General features: G+C 34.6%; 16 protein-coding genes, 8 tRNA genes and 1 rRNA gene. All 25 read right to left on the bottom strand.

Annotated features, from left to right (window positions below):
* Nucleotides 1–68: 68 nt before the first annotated feature.
* Nucleotides 69–144, bottom strand: a tRNA-Ala gene (locus tag CD035_RS06950).
* 17 nt (nucleotides 145–161) lie between these two features.
* A tRNA-Pro gene (locus CD035_RS06955) sits at nucleotides 162–235 on the bottom strand.
* 10 nt (nucleotides 236–245) lie between these two features.
* Nucleotides 246–322, bottom strand: a tRNA-Arg gene (locus tag CD035_RS06960).
* An 11-nt stretch (nucleotides 323–333) separates the two neighbouring features.
* A tRNA-Leu gene (locus CD035_RS06965) sits at nucleotides 334–422 on the bottom strand.
* A gap of 15 nt (nucleotides 423–437) precedes the next feature.
* Nucleotides 438–512, bottom strand: a tRNA-Gly gene (locus tag CD035_RS06970).
* 34 nt (nucleotides 513–546) lie between these two features.
* Nucleotides 547–622, bottom strand: a tRNA-Lys gene (locus CD035_RS06975).
* 7 nt (nucleotides 623–629) lie between these two features.
* A tRNA-Thr gene (locus tag CD035_RS06980) sits at nucleotides 630–705 on the bottom strand.
* A gap of 5 nt (nucleotides 706–710) precedes the next feature.
* Nucleotides 711–786, bottom strand: a tRNA-Val gene (locus tag CD035_RS06985).
* Between the two features lie 13 nt (nucleotides 787–799).
* Nucleotides 800–914, bottom strand: a 5S ribosomal RNA gene (gene rrf, locus CD035_RS06990).
* 283 nt (nucleotides 915–1,197) lie between these two features.
* Entirely contained in the window at nucleotides 1,198–2,685 is a 1,488-nt protein-coding gene (gene lysS / locus CD035_RS06995) for a lysine--tRNA ligase (RefSeq protein ID WP_025905552.1), read from the bottom strand.
* A gap of 56 nt (nucleotides 2,686–2,741) precedes the next feature.
* Complete coding sequence (gene folK / locus CD035_RS07000; protein WP_048541969.1) at nucleotides 2,742–3,230, bottom strand: 2-amino-4-hydroxy-6-hydroxymethyldihydropteridine diphosphokinase; 489 nt, start codon at nucleotides 3,228–3,230, stop codon at nucleotides 2,742–2,744.
* Nucleotides 3,231–3,590 carry a dihydroneopterin aldolase gene (folB, locus tag CD035_RS07005; protein ID WP_048541967.1) on the bottom strand — a complete coding sequence of 120 codons (360 nt, stop codon included), beginning with the start codon at nucleotides 3,588–3,590 and terminating at the stop codon, nucleotides 3,231–3,233. It lies immediately after the preceding gene.
* Nucleotides 3,583–4,374 carry a dihydropteroate synthase gene (folP, locus tag CD035_RS07010; RefSeq protein WP_103354220.1) on the bottom strand — a complete coding sequence of 264 codons (792 nt, stop codon included), beginning with the start codon at nucleotides 4,372–4,374 and terminating at the stop codon, nucleotides 3,583–3,585. Before folP ends, folB begins: the two co-directional genes overlap by 8 nt.
* Before the next feature lie 129 nt (nucleotides 4,375–4,503).
* The gene (cysK, locus tag CD035_RS07015) at nucleotides 4,504–5,433 is read right to left on the bottom strand and encodes a cysteine synthase A (RefSeq protein WP_048541966.1); all 930 of its coding nucleotides are present in this window, start codon (nucleotides 5,431–5,433) and stop codon (nucleotides 4,504–4,506) included.
* A 96-nt stretch (nucleotides 5,434–5,529) separates the two neighbouring features.
* Nucleotides 5,530–6,408 (bottom strand): Hsp33 family molecular chaperone HslO, encoded by an 879-nt coding sequence (gene hslO, locus CD035_RS07020; protein ID WP_048541965.1) that lies wholly within the window; start codon nucleotides 6,406–6,408, stop codon nucleotides 5,530–5,532.
* 66 nt (nucleotides 6,409–6,474) lie between these two features.
* On the bottom strand, nucleotides 6,475–8,583 hold the full coding sequence (ftsH, locus tag CD035_RS07025) for an ATP-dependent zinc metalloprotease FtsH (RefSeq protein ID WP_048541962.1): 2,109 nt from the start codon (nucleotides 8,581–8,583) through the stop codon (nucleotides 6,475–6,477).
* Between the two features lie 92 nt (nucleotides 8,584–8,675).
* Nucleotides 8,676–9,212 (bottom strand): hypoxanthine phosphoribosyltransferase, encoded by a 537-nt coding sequence (hpt, locus tag CD035_RS07030; protein WP_025905559.1) that lies wholly within the window; start codon nucleotides 9,210–9,212, stop codon nucleotides 8,676–8,678.
* Nucleotides 9,196–10,476 (bottom strand): tRNA lysidine(34) synthetase TilS, encoded by a 1,281-nt coding sequence (gene tilS, locus CD035_RS07035; protein WP_048541960.1) that lies wholly within the window; start codon nucleotides 10,474–10,476, stop codon nucleotides 9,196–9,198. Before tilS ends, hpt begins: the two co-directional genes overlap by 17 nt.
* A gap of 88 nt (nucleotides 10,477–10,564) precedes the next feature.
* Entirely contained in the window at nucleotides 10,565–10,948 is a 384-nt protein-coding gene (locus tag CD035_RS07040) for a S1 domain-containing RNA-binding protein (protein ID WP_025905561.1), read from the bottom strand.
* An 83-nt stretch (nucleotides 10,949–11,031) separates the two neighbouring features.
* The gene (locus tag CD035_RS07045; protein ID WP_025905562.1) at nucleotides 11,032–11,415 is read right to left on the bottom strand and encodes an FtsB family cell division protein; all 384 of its coding nucleotides are present in this window, start codon (nucleotides 11,413–11,415) and stop codon (nucleotides 11,032–11,034) included.
* A gap of 16 nt (nucleotides 11,416–11,431) precedes the next feature.
* A complete protein-coding gene (locus CD035_RS07050; RefSeq protein ID WP_037590337.1) occupies nucleotides 11,432–11,698 on the bottom strand; it encodes an RNA-binding S4 domain-containing protein in 267 nt (88 codons plus the stop codon).
* A complete protein-coding gene (locus CD035_RS07055) occupies nucleotides 11,695–12,861 on the bottom strand; it encodes a MazG nucleotide pyrophosphohydrolase domain-containing protein (protein WP_048541959.1) in 1,167 nt (388 codons plus the stop codon). Before CD035_RS07055 ends, CD035_RS07050 begins: the two co-directional genes overlap by 4 nt.
* 7 nt (nucleotides 12,862–12,868) lie before the next feature.
* Nucleotides 12,869–14,377, bottom strand: a complete 1,509-nt coding sequence (locus tag CD035_RS07060; RefSeq protein WP_048541957.1) for a polysaccharide biosynthesis protein — start codon at nucleotides 14,375–14,377, stop codon at nucleotides 12,869–12,871.
* Complete coding sequence (gene mfd / locus CD035_RS07065) at nucleotides 14,364–17,873, bottom strand: transcription-repair coupling factor (protein ID WP_048541955.1); 3,510 nt, start codon at nucleotides 17,871–17,873, stop codon at nucleotides 14,364–14,366. The genes CD035_RS07060 and mfd overlap by 14 nt, the downstream gene beginning before the upstream one ends.
* Entirely contained in the window at nucleotides 17,870–18,442 is a 573-nt protein-coding gene (gene pth / locus CD035_RS07070; RefSeq protein ID WP_048541954.1) for an aminoacyl-tRNA hydrolase, read from the bottom strand. The genes mfd and pth overlap by 4 nt, the downstream gene beginning before the upstream one ends.
* Nucleotides 18,443–18,539 lie beyond the last annotated feature (97 nt).

An 18,539-nucleotide genomic window follows, 5' to 3' on the forward strand; every position in this document is an offset into this window, starting at 1 on the left:
ACTCAATTATTGGAATTAACGTTGACATATTGTCATTCAGTTTTCAATGTTCATAATCTATTTTTAAATGGTGGAGACTAGCGGGATCGAACCGCTGACCTCCTGCGTGCAAAGCAGGCGCTCTCCCATCTGAGCTAAGCCCCCATAAGTATTAATAGAAGTCGGGAAGACAGGATTCGAACCTGCGACCCCTTGGTCCCAAACCAAGTGCTCTACCAAGCTGAGCTACTTCCCGTTATTCAAAATGGCGCGCCCGAGAGGAGTCGAACCCCTAGCCTCTTGATCCGTAGTCAAACGCTCTATCCAATTGAGCTACGGGCGCAAAAACAAAAATGGTGCCGAGGACCGGAATCGAACCGGTACGGTAATCACTTACCGCAGGATTTTAAGTCCTGTGCGTCTGCCAGTTCCGCCACCCCGGCAAGAAAAAATAAAAATGGAGCGGAAGACGGGATTCGAACCCGCGACCCCAACCTTGGCAAGGTTGTATTCTACCGCTGAACTACTTCCGCTAAATAATTATTTTTATATATAGTATATTTAAAATGGTGAGCCATAGAGGATTCGAACCTCTGACCCTCTGATTAAAAGTCAGATGCTCTACCAACTGAGCTAATGGCTCTAAAACATGGTGCCGGCCAGAGGACTTGAACCCCCAACCTACTGATTACAAGTCAGTTGCTCTACCAGTTGAGCTAGGCCGGCAAAAATGGTGGAGAATGACGGGTTCGAACCGCCGACCCTCTGCTTGTAAGGCAGATGCTCTCCCAGCTGAGCTAATTCTCCAATTAACAATATCGCCCGGCAACGTCCTACTCTCGCGGAACGTAAGCCCAACTACCATCGGCGCTAAAGAGCTTAACTTCTGTGTTCGGCATGGGAACAGGTGTGACCTCTTTGCTATCGCCACCAGACAATGTTGTTTCGTTTTTGTCTTACCTTATATATTATAAAGAATTCATCAAGGCTTTTCAATAGTAAATTTTACACCTTATTAACTTTCTTTACAAACATCTCGAATTGATATGCGCTTGTTTTCAGCGACCTTTATATAATACACAATTTAGAAACACTCGTCAACACTTTAAGACAAAAAAGTTTACATTTCTTTTAAAAACTTCATCATTCTCATTTTGGAGCCTTCAAAAAGTAGAAAACCGCACACAATATGGAATTGTGTACGGCTTTTAGTTACATTTATTTTTGTCTCATATAAGGGAATAGTAATACATCTCTAATAGAAGCAGAGTTTGTTAATAGCATAACTAATCTATCAATACCTATTCCTAAACCACCTGTTGGAGGCATACCATATTCAAGTGCTTCAATAAAGTCATCATCCATTTCATGCGCTTCATCGTTACCTTGATCTTTTTCTTTCATTTGTGCTTCAAATCTTTCACGTTGATCAATTGGATCATTTAATTCAGTAAATGCATTTGCATGCTCTCTACCAACAATAAATAATTCGAATCTATCAGTGAATCTTGGATCTTCAGGATTTTTCTTAGCTAATGGTGATATTTCGATTGGATGTCCATAAATAAATGTAGGTTGAATAAGTTTCTCTTCGACTCTTTGTTCAAAGAATTCATTCAGAATATGACCATATGTCATACGATCTTCTACTTCTATATTATGTTCTTTTGCTAAAGCATGTGCTTCTTCATCAGTTTTAACTTCATAGAAATCTACACCAGTATATTCTTTAACAGCATCAACCATATGCCATCTTCTCCAGTTAGGAGCTAAATCTATAGATTCTTCGCCATATTGTACAGTTGTAGAACCTAATACTTTTTCAGCGATTGCTGCAACCATAGATTCAGTCAAATCCATAATGTCATTGTAATCAGCATACGCTTCATATAATTCAATCATTGTAAATTCAGGATTATGTCTTGTAGATACACCTTCATTACGGAATACTCTTCCAATTTCATATACTTTCTCTAATCCACCTACGATTAATCGTTTCAAGTGTAATTCAATTGCAATTCTCATGTATAAAGTAGCATCCAGCGCATTGTGATGCGTTACAAAAGGACGAGCTGAAGCGCCACCTGCGATTTGGTGCATCATTGGTGTTTCTACTTCTAAGAAACCTTTATTATTTAAGTAAGTTCTCATTTCTTGAATGATTTGACTTCTTGTAATGAATGTTTTAGTTGATTCTTCACTTGTAATTAAATCTAAGTAACGTTGACGGTAACGTTGTTCTATATCTTGTAAACCATGATATTTATCAGGTAATGGACGTAAAGATTTTGTTAAAACAGTAAATTCTTTCGCTTTAACAGATAATTCTCCAGTATTAGTTTTAAACATAACACCTTTTACGCCTACGATATCACCTAAATCTGCATGCTTCCATATTTCAAATTGTTCGTCACCTACTTGGTCTTTACGAACATAGATTTGAATTTGACCAGTAATATCTTTAACATGTGCAAATCCAGCTTTACCTTTACCTCTTTTAGTCATTAAACGACCTGCGATAGCAACAGCTGATTCGTCTTCTTTATCATGTAATTCTTCTTTACTGAATTCGTCCCATTCTTGGTGTAATGATTTAGAGTCCCCACTACGGACAAATTTCTTACCGAAAGGATCGATACCTAAATCTCTTAATTCTTGTAATTTCTCTCTACGAACCAACATTTGGTCATTCATTTCTTCTGACATGATTTTCCACTCCTTATTTAAATTACACTTGTTATTTTATTTAAACCACACGTAGATTATTTACTTTCACCATTATACTTTACTACATGTTCATCGTTTGGCAATAGCTCCCAAATATATTTCTTCGATATAGGTTCCACAACATTTGAAGCAATGTCATTCAAAGGTATCATCACAAATGCTCTTTCAGTCATTCTTGGGTGAGGCACTTCTAGTTCTGGTGATTGAATAACAGATTGATCATATATTAAAATATCTATATCAATTGTACGTGGTCCCCATCTTTCAACTCGAACACGATGAAGTTGTTGTTCTATCATCATACAAACTTTTAATAATTCTGATGATTCTAATTCAGTTGAGATTTCAATACACATATTCAAAAAATCCGGTTGATCTGTGTATCCTACTGGTTTCGTTTCATATATTGGAGATTCTTGAACAACTTGAATACCATCAATTTCATTCAGCAATTTAACAGCTTCTTGCAGTTGATGTTGCCTATCTCCCATATTACTTCCTAAACCTAAATATGCAGTATGCATTTATCTCTTCCTCACTATCTCAATACCCACACCTTTATAATGTCCAGGTATCGGTGGATTATTTTTAGTAATCTTAACTTTGGTTTCCAATACTCGATTATAGTGCGAAAATAGCTCTTTTGCAATACGTTCAGCAAGATGCTCGATTAATTTTACTGGTTTACCTTCCATAATTTCTTTGACAACTTCAAATACTTCACCGTAATGAACAGTCTTTTCTAAGTCATCTGTTTCGCCCGCTTCAGAAAGATCTAAATATAATTCTAAATCTACTAAAAAGATTTGTCCTAATTCGTTTTCGGCTTCAATTGCACCATGATATCCATAAAAAGACATGCCTTCTAATATTATTCTATCCATTTAATCGAATCTCCTTCAGAGCATCTATCGTTTTAGCTACTCTTTTGTTCATTTGTACATTGTGGACTCTCACAGCACGTACACCTTTTTCAATTCCATAAGCTGTTGTTGCTGCTGTACCTTCATCACGTTCATCAACATTACTTTCGCCACCTAATAAGTCATTAATTAATCGCTTACGACTTGTCGCAAGCAACACATTATAACCTGTAGCGACCAATTCATCTAATCGTGACATGACAATACGCTCTTCTTCTCTAGACTTTGCAAAACCTATACCAGGATCTAGCCAAATATTTTTTTCGGGTATGCCGCAAATTTCTGCTTGGTTTGCTTGTTTCAATAAAGTAAGTAGCAATTCTTCCATTACTGGTACATCTCTCTTACCGTCGCCGTTATGCATTAACACAATTTCTGCATTATATTCTGCAACGACTTTCAATATATTCGGATCATATAAGCCAGCCCACTGGTCGTTAATCATCGTTACGCCTCTTTTTAAAGATTCTTCAGCAACTTTACTTCTGTATGTATCCACTGAAAGTTGTACATCTAAATCACTGAGCGCTTCTACAACTGGAATGACTCTGTCCAATTCCTCTTCTAAACTCACTTCTGTATAACCTGGGCGAGTAGATACACCACCGATATCAATAATATCCGCACCTTCTGAGATCAGTTTCTCAGCGTGTTGTCTTGCTTTATCTACGCTATTATATGAACCACCGTCAGAAAATGAATCTGGCGTAACATTTAATATACCCATAATTTTCGTATTCACCAAGATAGTCTTCCTTCCTTTTTCATAGATAAATTTATTATAACAAATTTAAAAAATCACGCCTAAATGAAATAACTTCAAAAGTTATTTATTATAGACGTGATACTTATTATATAATCATTTATTTATCAATTAGTCTTCAAAAGCGTAAAGCGGTGTAGATAGGTAACGTTCACCATTACTTGGAAGAACTGTTACTACTGTTTTGCCTTCACCTAGTTCTTTAGCCTTTTTCAATGCAGCTACAATTGCAGCACCAGATGAAATACCACCTAGGATACCTTCTTCTTTAGCAACTTTTCTAGACATTTCCATCGCTTCTTCATTACCTACTTTAATAACATCGTCATAAACATCTGTGTTTAAAGTGTCTGGTACGAAACCTGCACCTAAACCTTGTAATTTATGAGGACCTGGTGAACCACCGCTTAAAATAGGAGAAGCTTCTGGTTCAATCGCAACTACTTGAATATTAGGATATTTTTCTTTAAGAACTTTACCTGCTCCAGATAAAGTACCACCAGTACCTACACCAGCTAAGAAAGCATCGATTTGAAGACCTTCAAATTGTTCAACAAGTTCAGGACCAGTTGTTAATTCATGGACTTTAGGGTTCGCTGGGTTTTCGAATTGTTGTGGTTCAAAATAGCCTTTTTCTTCTTTTAATTCTTTAGCTTTTTTGATAGCACCTTTCATACCTTCTGCACCAGGTGTTAATACTAATTCAGCGCCATAAGCTTTTAATAAAGCACGACGTTCGCTACTCATTGTATCTGGCATTACAAATACAGCTTTATAACCTTTAGCTGCTGCAACCATTGCTAAACCGATACCTGTGTTACCAGATGTTGGTTCAATAATTGTGTCGCCTGGTTTGATTTTGCCTTCTTTTTCAGCTGCTTCAATCATCGCTAAACCAATTCTATCTTTAACTGAGCTACCTGGGTTTTGATATTCTAATTTTACATAAACGTCTGCTGAACCTACTTCAACTACTTTGTTTAATTTAACTACAGGTGTGTCTCCAATTAATTCTACAATATTATTTACTCTCTTAGCCATTTACGCTTCACTCCTAAACAGTTTTTATACCCTAGTTTATTTATCGGATATAATGATTATAACAAAACTTCATATAAAGTGAAAGTATTTACTAAATTAAAGTGCATTCTTAAGTTCGATTAATTCTTCTTCGCTATATTGATACTTCGTTCTACAGAAATGACATTCTGCTTCAGCGCCATGATCTTCTTTAATCATTGCATCAATTTCTGCTTCTCCAAGACCTTTAATTGCATTTAAGAATTTTTCTCTAGAACAATTACATTTGAATTCAACATCCATATGGTCGATAATTCTAGTATTTTCTTTTCCTAATACTGTTTCAATTATTTCTTCTGGCGTTAATCCTCTATCAATCAATTTAGATACAGGTTCCATTTGATTAATTTTTTCTTCAATTGCTGAAATTGTTTTTTCAGATGCACCAGGCATAAGTTGAATGATGAAACCTCCTGCTGCTTTAATTGTATTATCAGGATTTACTAATACACCTAAACCAACAGCCGAAGGTACTTGTTCACTTGTTACAAAATAATAAGTGAAATCTTCTCCAAGTTCTCCTGAAACAATTGGTGTAGAACCTGTGAAGTAATCTTTCAATCCGATATCTTTAACGACACTTAACATACCGTCTGTTCCAACAGCACGTCTAACATCTAATTTACCTTGATCATTTAATGGGAAATGTGTTTGTGGATTTTGAACGTATCCTCTTACTTCACCTTTTGCATTAGCATCAACCATAATTTTACCAATTGGTCCTCCGCCATCAATTGTTACCGTTAATTTTTCTTCATTTTTCAGCATTGATCCCATCATAACACCAGCTGTCATTGATCTACCTAATGCTGCTGATGCAGTTGGCCATGAGTAATGGCGTGTTTGTGCTTCTTGTACTGTATTTGTTGTTTGAACAGCAAAAGCCCTCACTTCATCATTGAAAGCTAATCCTCTTACTAAATAATCTTTTGTCATGTTTTATACTCCTTCTTTAAAAAAAGGCCCCTCTCAATCAAATTGATGAAAGGGACTTTTGTGAAATTATTCTTTACGATTTGTCGGTTTATTGTCACCTAGGTCATCGATATTTGGCTCTTGTTCATGAGCTGGTTCGTCTGAATCACTATCTGAATCTGTGTCTTCATTATGTTTTTCATGTGACACTTCTTCTTTTACTTCTTCGTATGATTTACCAACTTCATCATCGTCAATATCTAATGTACCTTCTTGTTGCGTTAAGTCACCTTCATATTTATCTTCATCTGAGTCTTCATTTTGGTTAAGATGAGAATCATCATATTTAACTTCTGGTAACTTACCTTCATGGAATAATGATTGAATTTGTTCAGCTACTAATGTTTCTTCAACTAGAAGTGTCTTAGCAATTAATTCTAATTGTGATTTATGTTCAGTTAGAATTTGTTTACAACGTTCGTATTGTTCTTTAATGATACGTTGTACTTCTGAATCAATTTCATAAGCAATTTGGTCTGAATAATTTGGTTCAGATTGCATATCTTTACCTAAAAATACTTGTCCACTATCCGTACTACCAAATTGTAATGGACCTAATTTTTTACTCATACCATATTCAGTAACCATCTTACGCGCAATGTTTGTTGCACGTTGGAAGTCATTATGAGCACCTGTTGATGCTTCTCCAAAGTTTATTTCTTCAGATACACGACCACCAAGTAAACCTACTATCTTATCTAATAATTCTGGTTCAGTCATAAAGTAACGATCTTCTTTAGGAAGCATCATTGCATATCCACCAGCTTGACCACGTGGAACGATCGTAACTTTATGAACCATTTCTGCTTCATCTAATACACAACCGATAATGGTATGACCTGCTTCGTGATAAGCAACAATATTTTTCTCTTTCTCAGAAATCATTCTTGTTTTCTTAGCTGGACCTGCAATAACTCTATCAGTCGCTTCTTCGATATCTCTCATATCAATTTTCGTTTTGTTAGAACGTGCTGCTACTAATGATGCTTCATTTAACAAGTTCTCTAAGTCTGCACCAGAGAAACCAGGTGTTCTTTGAGAAATTGCTTTTAAGTCAACAGTTTCGTCTAACGGTTTATTACGAGCATGTACTTTAAGTACTGCTTCACGTCCTCTTACATCCGGGCGTCCAACTTGGATTTGTCTATCGAAACGTCCTGGACGTAATAACGCAGGGTCTAGAATATCAGGACGGTTAGTAGCAGCTATCATAATGATACCTTCATTTTCACCGAATCCATCCATTTCTACTAATAATTGGTTTAATGTTTGTTCACGTTCATCGTGACCGCCACCAACACCAGCGCCACGTTGACGACCAACAGCATCAATCTCATCTATAAAGATAATACATGGTGCATTCTTCTTAGCGTTCTCGAATAAGTCACGCACACGACTTGCACCGACACCAACGAACATCTCAACAAAGTCTGAACCACTGATTGAGAAGAATGGTGTACCCGCTTCACCTGCTACAGCTCTAGCAAGTAATGTTTTACCTGTACCTGGAGGACCAACTAGTAAGACACCTTTTGGAATACGCGCACCCATTTTCTTGAATTTACGATTATCTTTAAGGAAATCAACTATTTCAACTAATTCTTGTTTCTCTTCATCGGCACCTGCTACATCAGAGAATCTAACACGTTTCTTCTGATTATCATATAGCTTGGCTTTTGACTTACCAAAGTTCATTACTCGGCCGCCGCCACCGCCGCCACCTTGCATTTGGCTTAAGAAGAAGATGAATAAAAATGCAATAATTAAAACTGGGATAAGTGTTGTTAATACACTAACAAACACACTTTGTTTTTCTTCTTCTTTAACATTAAATTTCAAATCATCTTGTTTCTCAGCAGTTGCTGTTATTTTTTTTAAGTCATCTTGGTTATTAAATAAAATAGAAGATGTATATGTTTCATCTTTACCTTTTTTCAATTCACCGCTAACCATATAAACATTCTGTTCTGGTTGAATAGTTAACGTTTTTAAATCGCCTTTTTCTAGCTTCGTCATAAACTCATTATATGTAAGCTGTTTTGGTGATTGTCCATTGCCATTAATGAACTGGAATACACCAAATAGGACGATAGCTAAAAGCGCGATCATTAATATATTACGAAAAGCTTTTTGCATTCAATTTGTCCTCCTACTCAATTAATAAAACTAACAAAAATTTTACCATATTTGTAATTTCTTACGCTAGTAATTAAACTTGCTTATACGCATCATTGATATATTTCTGGTTTAAGTGTACCAATGTATGGTAAATTACGATATTTCTCAGCATAATCTAGTCCATATCCTACTACAAATTCATCAGGAATTTTTTCTCCGACATATTTTGCTTCAATGTCTACTTTACGTTTCATTGGTTTATCTAACAATGTTACGATTTCAATAGAGTTAACATTTCTGTATTTCAATAAATCAACGATAGAATTTAAAGTTGTACCTGTTTCTAAAATATCTTCAATTATAATGACATCTCTATTCTCAACAGAAGTACTTAAGTCTTTTAAAATTTTAACTTCTCCAGTTGATTCTGTACCACCGTGATAACTAGAAACATCCATGAAGTCTATTTCTACATGTGTATCAATGTATTTAATTAAATCAGCCATAAACATGATAGAGCCTTTTAAAATACCTACACAGATTGGTGTCTTCCCATTATAATCCTCTGTGATTTGCTTGCCTAATGTTTTGCATCTTTCTTGAATCTGTTCTTCTGATAATACAACAGACTTAATCGAGTCTTTCATTAAAGTCATCTCCAATATAAGTAATAGTTAGTGCGTTTTTAAAGTTAGAATCTATCCAAAAATCACCAATTGCAATAATATCATCACCATCTAAAATAATTGGACAATTGTTTCTTTTATGTATGTCAATCTTGTTGTCAATCATGATTCTATTAACTTTTTTGCGATGTTTATTTCCCCGGTTATAATACTGAACACGATCTCCAGACATTCTCGTTCTTACGAATAAAGGCGATGCTATGTCTTTCGTTTCAATTAACCAATTCCCAAATACATATTGTTCATTACGATTTATAAATTTAGAATTTACATTGAACTCAATATCTTCACATAGTAATAATTTATCATATGCTACTATAAACTGCCAATCATCAGATATAGGAATGACGGATTGTTTTGAAAAATTATTAAATACGCGCATCCATTCTTTATATGACTTCTCACTATATCTTCGTTTAACATATTGAGCCATTAATTGATCTAATACTTGAACCTTAACTAAATCGTTCAGCCGATTAAATGCATCTCGATTAACTTCAACTTGATCAGACAGTTTTATTTCTTTAGCAATAAAAGCATCTGCTTCAGCCACAATTAATTCTCTTGCATCATTCATCCATTGATTTAAATCCAGTAAATGATCTGTTGAAAATTCTTGTCTTTCTTCAATAACAGGCAACAATTGATTTCGTAAATAGTTGCGTGTATATTTGCTATCTTTATTTGAATCATCTTCGTAGTACTTAAAAGCATTTTCTTGTTGGTATTGCTTAATAAATGATTTGGATACATTTAATAATGGTCTGCAAATCATATAATCATTTCTTTTTTGAACTTGTTGAATACCTAAAGGTGCACGGCCAATTCTCCCAGTAAATAATCGATAAGCAATGGTCTCTTTTTGGTCATCCATATGGTGTGCCGTCAACAATACATCGCTACTAGTTTGTTTCATCATTTCATCAAACCATTCATATCTCATTTGTCTAGAAATATCTTGTATGCTCTTATTGTGACTAACCGTTTCGCTCAAATCTAATGTCTTGATATAAATTTCAATATGGTGTTTTTCGCAAAATCGTTTAATAAATTCTGCTTCTTCTCGCGAGGCTTCTCTTAAACCATGGTTGACATGTAAACAAATCAACTTACGATATGTGTCTTTATAAGTTGTATTTAACATGTGTAAAAGTGACATGCTATCTATCCCTGTCGAAACAGCTAAAGCTAAATCATCATCTTGTTGCCAAGTTACATTTAGCATGATTACACACCTCAATTTTCAAAAATTCATTTGATCTTGTCAAAATAAAAAGAGGCTCAACTAATTAGCCTCTTTTTATTATAATCCATTATCGTCTTGCACCTTTACCGCCACGACGTGATTCAGTTTGTCTCTTAATAGATGTTAACTTATCCTCACTATCTTTTAAAAAGTTTGATAATTTCTTCTCAAAGTCTTCAGGCTTAGCTTCTTTCTTAGGCGCTTGGCGCTTTGGACGTTCTTTAGCTTTTTTAATAGATAAACTAATCTTTCCATCATCAGCTACTGTTAATACTTTAACTTCTACTTCATCGCCTACAGTTAAATGGTCATTCACGTTCTCGACGTAGTTATCAGCAACTTCACTGATATGCACAAGGCCACTTTTCCCTTCAGGTAATTCAACAAATGCACCAAAATTCTTAATACCTGTAACTTTCCCTTTGACTTTATTGCCTACTTCAATTGACATATTATTACTGTATCCTCCTGATATAAATTCACTTTAACCTTATTATATGCTTCTATACAAAATTATACAACGCCATAAACAGATTATTTATCATTTTCCGCGTCTTTTTTATCTTCTGGTAATTTAAAAATAATTTCACCGTCATTGCTTAAAAAGTATTCGCTTCTCGCAAGTTTTTCTATATATTCTTTATCGTTCAGTCGTTTAATTTGTTCTTTAAGTTCTATCTCTTTATCTTGCAATTTTTCATATGTTACAGCTTTTTCTTTACGCTCTTGTACTAATTCATCATTGCGATTTTTTTGTAGAAACAGCATGATGATCATAATAACGATTATTAACAATAATACTCCACCAAATAAGGTAAGTCGCTTGCGTATCACTTGGCGCGTTTTATTGACAGTCTTTTTTTGTTTATTTTGGGACTGTGTATATTCATTATCTAGATTTTTAATTTTTTGCGCCATTGGTGTACCTCCTTATTTATATAGAATCTTGAATTTTTTCTTCTTTGATAACTTCAAACATTGTCTTAGCATTTTCTTTATTAGCATGTTCAGACAACCCTGTCACTTTAACAACAATTATTCTATTACCTAATCTAATTTCCAATTCATCTTCAACACTTACAGTCGTTCCTGCTTTAGCAACTTGACCATTTACTTTAACTCTACCTTGGTCACTCACTTCTTTAGCAAGTGTACGACGCTTAATCAGTCTAGATACTTTTAAATATTTATCTAATCTCAAATTGTTAAACCTCCTTTATTTATAAATTCTTTTAATGATTGTTCACCGTATCCCTCTAATTTGGTTTTATCATACAACTTCAAAAAGTAATCAGCAAATATTTTTTCTAGTTTCTCACGTTCAACTTTGCCTTCTTTTTGTTTTTCATTGTTCCAAATTTTCTTGAGGTCTTTAATATCGTCCGCCTCTTGGTCACCAAACACATGTGGATGTCTACGTATCATCTTAGAAGTTAATGTTTGTATCACTTCTCTTACATCAAAGTAAGCTTCTTTCTTTCCAATCGCAGCATGTAGCATCACTTGTAACAATATGTCTCCAAGTTCTTCTATCATATGATCAATATCATCTTCATCAATTGCTTCAATTAATTCAAATGCTTCTTCAAGCACATAACGTTTCAATGTTTCATGGGTTTGTACTTTATCCCAAGGACAGCCTTCTTCAGACACTAATGTATCGATAGTTTGTTCTAAATATTGAAAATCACCATATAGTTGTTCCTCTTTAGTTATTTTCGGAATGAATAAACTTGTTAAATTTGATAACTCAGCATGATGGTCCATTTCATACAATGGACATGAAATCACATCTGCTTCACCTAGTCTTGCATTAGAAACAAGTTTCACAGGGTGATTATCTGGATATCTTTCCATCAATGTGACTTTAATATCCGATGCAACTAATTGATCATACACTTGTGTAATAATCGTATTCGTTCTTATATTTAATAAAGTCTCAGATAAACACGTTCCGTCTAATAATGTAAATCCGTCATTTGGGTCAATATTAACAGCATTGAACATATCATCTAGAAAGCTTTTCCCACCTAACACGTGAACATCAGAGGATTTTTCTAATAGGAGCTGCGTCGTTGTTTCAGCTACCATTGGATCACCAGGTACCGCATAAATGATATTTTCATGTTCAGCCTTTTCAATCAACGTATCGACAATTTCAGAATATACATTAAGAAAATCATTGTGCTTTTCATAAATATAATCAAAACCTTGCCAATTTAAGTCTTCTAATTCTTTAACGACTGGATGGTCTAGCGTACGCGCATATATTACATCAGCTGATTGAAGTTTACGATAAACGCCCATTGGCAATTCTTCTAAACTATAATTACCTAAGCCAACAACTAAAATTTGTTGTGCCATATGTTAATTACTCCTTTATTATTTTATCCATTAAAGGCAAATGTTTCCATTCATCTTTTATTAATATTTTCATTTTTATTATACCTATTATGACAACCATTACGCCAACAATACCTGCCAGTAACATAATTAATAGACTGGTCATTCTCGTGTGCGTTGGAATAAGCAATACAACTTGTACAAATACAGACATGATTGCAAGTAAAGTAATCACTTTAATCATAAATAAACCCATACGTTGAAATTGATAAAGTTTCATCACATGTACATGCAAAATCAATGTATATATAGCGAGCGACAAGACTGTCGACAAACTTGCACCAAATATACCAAACTGCAGTACAAACCAGTAATTCCCGATCAATTTCGTTACCATACCAATAATGAGCGCAATAAATAATATATTTCTATTTAATTTCACTTGCAATAACGCTGTATACATGATGATAAATGTCACAAATACTACTGCGAGCATAAAGACGCTCAGTGTACCAATCAATTCATTCGTCTTAAAGAATACAGTATTTAATAACGGCAGTAAGTTCATTAAGCCAAATGCGGCAGCCATACTAAATAACACTGTTATTTTCAACGATGTATTAGCATATTCATTCACGAGTTGATGATTTTTCTTTTGCAGTTGTTCTGTTAACAATGGAATAAGCACAAAACTAAATGTAGTTGTGATGATAAGACCCATCTGAATTAATGAAGCACCTCTATCAAACACGCCTTTTACTTTTATACTTTCATGAAAGCTATATCCATTCTCTTGCAATAAATGTATAAGCGTAAATGAATCTACAATTTGCCATAAGATCAATATCAAATAAGAAATGGCATACAAGATTGTCATCGTCACGATATTTTTAGTGTCTTTCAATTTTATTTCCCAGGAAAACCTCAGTATAGGCTTTCTTTTAAACCAGAAGTAAATTGCAATACAACTTAATCCCAATACAGATCCACTGATTGCGATTGTGCCAGCTTGATAAATCGAAATATTCAAGCCAATAAACAACAAAATTGCGGTTAAAATCACACCGACTCTAACCACTTGATCAATAACCTGTGAAACGGCAATAAAGTTCATCTGATGTTTCATTTGATAATACCCTCGTGCCATTGAGATAAATACAAGTGGTATTAGCGCTATACTCGCCATACGAATCATAGGTGTTAAGTTTACATCACCCATTAGCCCACTTATCAAATGTGCACTTAAAAATATAGCAATACTTATCAACAAACAAGTCATTTGTAAGAACCAGAACATGCCTACTATTTCTGATTGTTTACGTTGAATCATCCAGCTACTCATGACACTAGGAAGCGCGTTTAAACTTACAACACTCACAATCGCAACGAGCGGATATACTTGTTGGTATGCATATAAACCTTCATCACCTAAAACATTTTGGTAAGGTACTCTATAAATTGCGCTTAAAATTTTAACAATGACCATCGTGCCTGTTAACAACAATACACTATTAAAAATTGGTTTAGATTGTGTCATCGTCTACCAAACTTTCATTGATCACATTAGTTAAAAATTTCAAATCGTCTAACCATTGTTTTGATTTTTGTAATTTAAACACCATTTGATTGTTCGAAACGGCTATTTTTAGTTTTCTACCGAGTGGTTCAGTAACTTTAAACAACACATCACCTTTTAAATGATTTGTCGTATATTCCGAAGCTGTCAATTGTATCACTTTAGCGACTTCTTTAATTTCTGTAATACCGAAATGAATACCATTCAATCTTACTCCCACAACATCTAATAAACGTTGTACTTCAACAGGGTACTCACCAAAACGATCGATCAATTCATCTTGAATATCTTCCAATTGAGTTTGAGTCGTAATCGATCTCAATTTTTTGTACATTTCAATTTTGGCTTGTTCATTCTTAATGTATTCTGCAGGAATATAGGCATCTATCTTAATGTCCACTTCAAGTTGTGGTACTTCTGATTCTGGTTCAATACCTCGTTTCACATTAACCGCTTCTTCTAACATTTGAGAATATAAGTCATAACCTACAGAATCTATGAAGCCATGTTGCTGACTACCTAATAGATTTCCTGCACCACGTATATTCAAATCACGCATGGCAATTTTAAATCCTGAACCTAGTTCTGTAAATTCTTTGATAGCTTGTAGTCTTTGCTCTGCAACTTCAGTTAGTACTTTATTTTGTTCATGTAAGAAATATGCATAACCAATTCGACTTGAACGACCTACTCGTCCACGCAACTGATACAATTGACTCAATCCAAATCTATTAGCATCTTCAATAATCAATGTATTGGCATTCGGAACATCGACACCCGTTTCAATAATCGTCGTTGTCACTAAAATATCGTATTCTCCATCCACAAAATTCAACATCGTTTCTTCTAATTCTCGTTCTGTCATTTGTCCATGAGCAACGCCAATTCTCGCATTAGGCATGAGCATAGATAACTGTTCACTCTTTTGATATATAGACTGCACGCGGTTATATAAATAGAATGCTTGTCCACCACGTGAAAGTTCACGTTCTAGTGCTTCTTTAACAAAACTCATATTTTGTTCTAATACATACGTTTGAACAGGGAATCTGTTTTCAGGTGGTGTTTCAATAACAGATAAATCTCTAACACCTAATAAACTCATATGAAGTGTTCTCGGAATTGGTGTAGCTGTTAAAGTAAGAACATCTACATTTGTCTTTAATGCTTTAATTCTTTCTTTATGTTTCACACCAAATCTTTGTTCTTCATCGACGATTAATAAGCCTAAATCTTTATATTCAACATCTTTACTTAGTAATTTATGTGTACCTACAACAATGTCTACAAATCCAGATTTGATACCTGCTTTCGTCTCTTTAACTTGTTTAGGTGTTCTAAATCTACTCATCATTTGAATTTCTACTGGATATTCTTGCATACGTTCTCTGAATGTTTCAAAATGCTGTTGGGCAAGAATCGTTGTTGGTACGAGCACGGCTACTTGCTTACCTTCCAAGACTGCTTTAAATGCAGCTCTTATCGCTACCTCAGTCTTACCATATCCAACATCACCACAAAGCAGTCTATCCATCGGTCTTCTTTTTTCCATATCTGCTTTAATTTCTTCTAAAGAAGTGACTTGGTCAGGCGTAGGTTCATATGGGAAGTCCATTTCAAATGTCATTTGTTCTTCAGTATCTGGCCCGTATTGATAGCCTTCAACTTGTTCTCTCTCTTGATAAAGCTTCAACAGTTCATCCGCAATGTCTTCCACATTTTTTTGAACTTTAGCTTTCGTTTTTTTCCATTCTGTACCGCCAAGTTTATTTACCTTTGGCTCTTTATCATCGGAACCAACAAACTTCTGAACATCATTCATTTGATCAACAGGTACAAATAATTGATCGGTACCTTTATATTGAATTTTAATATAATCTTTATGAATGCCGGATACTTCTAATGTTTCAACACCTAAATATTTACCAACACCATGATGTACGTGTACAACATAGTCCCCCACATTCAATTCTTGATAAGACTTTATTTTTTCAGCATTAGATAACTTTTGTCTTCTTTTAGACTGTTTTCTTTCACGTGCTTTGAAAAGTTCTTTTTCTGTCACGACGACAAGCTTCATATAAGGTAATTCAAATCCTTCTGACAGCGCGCCATCCGTTACGATAGCTTGTCCTCGGTCACCGACTTGTTCTACCCTATCTATAACAGTTGGAATTTTCATGTCGTTTAACATACTTTGAATACGAGACTTTCTCGTTTCAGATTCTGCTAATAATACGACCGTGAATCCTTGTTTCATAAAGCGATCAAACTCTGATTGCATAATATCGTATTGTCCATAGAACCTTTGAACAGGTTTACATGAGAATTTCACCATCTCTTCAATTTCAACTGGCATACTTGCAGTAAATAAAGTGAAATAGGCAATTTTATGCTGATGCAACAGTTCAGTAAAAGCATGTTCAGAAATAAAGCGTTGGCCAATAAATCCTTGACCTGATTCTATTAGCGATTGCGTAAATTCTTCGATTTCGACGTCTAATGAATGTTCAGTTTCTTTAATTCGATTATATTCGTCTACAACAATAAGTGCATCATCCGCAAAATAATCTGTTAAAGTTGTGACTTCATCATACATAAACGAAATCACACGTCTTAAAATTTGATGATCTTTCAATTCATCACTTTGCATCAATATCGTTTGATACGTATCTTTTAAGTCGGGACGCATTTCTGTAGCTAATTGTTGTCTTGTCTTTTCGTATGCTTCTTCCATACGTTCTGGAAGTTGGCTAATTTGTTCACTTGTAAAAATATAATCACTAGCCGTTGTAATTTCAACTTGTTCAACATTACCTAAAGAGCGTTGTGTTTCAACGTCAAACAACCTCATACCGTCTACTTCAGTATCAAACAATTCGATACGAACAGGATCTCCAGTTACTGGATAGATATCAATCAACCCACCACGAATTGAAAACTCGCCAACTGCTGATACTAACGATTGCCTCTTATAGCCCATATCAATCAATTGATTAGCCCATTCATCTAAATCAATATCATCACCTATTTGAATCGATTTATAATGTTCATTCCAAATATGCTTCGGTGTTAGTTGTTTTTTCAAACCGTTTATAGGCACGATAAATAAGCCCTTCTTGCCTTGAGCAAGTTGGGTTAGTGTTCTGATACGTTCACTCATTAAATCAGGACTTTGAGTCGAGAACGCCTCTATCATAATATCTTGTACAGGAAACTTAAATACTTCTTCAGGTGGTAATAATTGAAGAATATCCGCTTCTAATTTATCCGCCTGATACAAGTTATTTGTTACGATAACGAGTTGTTTATCGTTTTTAAGATATTGTTCTAATATGAGTAGCGCTTTACTTGACTGATTAAGTCCTGTTATGAGTATGTTCTTTTCTCCAAATATTTGCGTTAATTCTTGAAATCGTTCGTCTGCTTGTATGATTTCATGGATAACGTGTTTCATATAACTTCACCATTATACTGGTTCATCACATTCTGAAAAGTTTCGCCTTTAATTAAAGCTTCACAAGCATCTGCTGCGCGATCGATCACTTTTTCCATTGTAATCATTTCATCATCAGAGAACTTTTGAAGCACATAACTCGGTACACTCATGCCATTTGTAGGACGATCAATTCCGATTCTAATACGGTTAAAACGGTCTGTCCCTAAATGTTGAATTAAAGACTTCATACCGTTATGGCCACCAGCACTTCCTTTCTGACGTAGTCTCAAATGACCTTGAGACTGGTCCATGTCATCATAGAGTACAACTAGATCCTCTATATCTATATTATAATAATCCATTAATGGTCTTACAGCTTCACCTGATAAATTCATGAAAGTCATAGGCTCAATGAGCATTACTTTCTCACCATTTATAAGACCTATTGTATATGCGCCTTTAAATTTTTGTTTATCTAAATCTAGTTGATGACGATCAAGTAATTTATCAACTACTTCAAAGCCAATATTATGACGTGTTAAGTCATATTTCTTTCCGATATTTCCAAGTCCAACAATACATTTCATGTTGTAACCTCCATATTAATTCTAAGTATATATTATAGCATTTTTGTGATTTATTTCATCTATCTATACTTACATAAAAAAACCCAACACAAATGTG

Source organism: Mammaliicoccus sciuri (assembly GCF_002901825.1).
In the GTDB taxonomy this organism is placed as follows: Bacteria; Bacillota; Bacilli; order Staphylococcales; family Staphylococcaceae; genus Mammaliicoccus; species Mammaliicoccus sciuri.

Bases quoted from the DNA above. Each gene is read 5' to 3' on its own strand.
- ftsH (WP_048541962.1), bottom strand. From the start codon at position 8,583: ATGCAAAAAGCTTTTCGTAATATATTAATGATCGCGCTTTTAGCTATC.
- tilS (WP_048541960.1), bottom strand. From the start codon at position 10,476: ATGCTAAATGTAACTTGGCAACAAGATGATGATTTAGCTTTAGCTGTT.
- CD035_RS07060 (WP_048541957.1), bottom strand. From the start codon at position 14,377: ATGACACAATCTAAACCAATTTTTAATAGTGTATTGTTGTTAACAGGC.
- cysK (WP_048541966.1), bottom strand. From the start codon at position 5,433: ATGGCTAAGAGAGTAAATAATATTGTAGAATTAATTGGAGACACACCT.
- CD035_RS07045 (WP_025905562.1), bottom strand. From the start codon at position 11,415: ATGGCGCAAAAAATTAAAAATCTAGATAATGAATATACACAGTCCCAA.
- CD035_RS07055 (WP_048541959.1), bottom strand. From the start codon at position 12,861: ATGGCACAACAAATTTTAGTTGTTGGCTTAGGTAATTATAGTTTAGAA.
- folB (WP_048541967.1), bottom strand. From the start codon at position 3,590: ATGGATAGAATAATATTAGAAGGCATGTCTTTTTATGGATATCATGGT.
- lysS (WP_025905552.1), bottom strand. From the start codon at position 2,685: ATGTCAGAAGAAATGAATGACCAAATGTTGGTTCGTAGAGAGAAATTA.
- pth (WP_048541954.1), bottom strand. From the start codon at position 18,442: ATGAAATGTATTGTTGGACTTGGAAATATCGGAAAGAAATATGACTTA.
- hslO (WP_048541965.1), bottom strand. From the start codon at position 6,408: ATGACAAAAGATTATTTAGTAAGAGGATTAGCTTTCAATGATGAAGTG.
- hpt (WP_025905559.1), bottom strand. From the start codon at position 9,212: ATGAAAGACTCGATTAAGTCTGTTGTATTATCAGAAGAACAGATTCAA.
- folK (WP_048541969.1), bottom strand. From the start codon at position 3,230: ATGCATACTGCATATTTAGGTTTAGGAAGTAATATGGGAGATAGGCAA.
- CD035_RS07040 (WP_025905561.1), bottom strand. From the start codon at position 10,948: ATGTCAATTGAAGTAGGCAATAAAGTCAAAGGGAAAGTTACAGGTATT.
- mfd (WP_048541955.1), bottom strand. From the start codon at position 17,873: ATGAAACACGTTATCCATGAAATCATACAAGCAGACGAACGATTTCAA.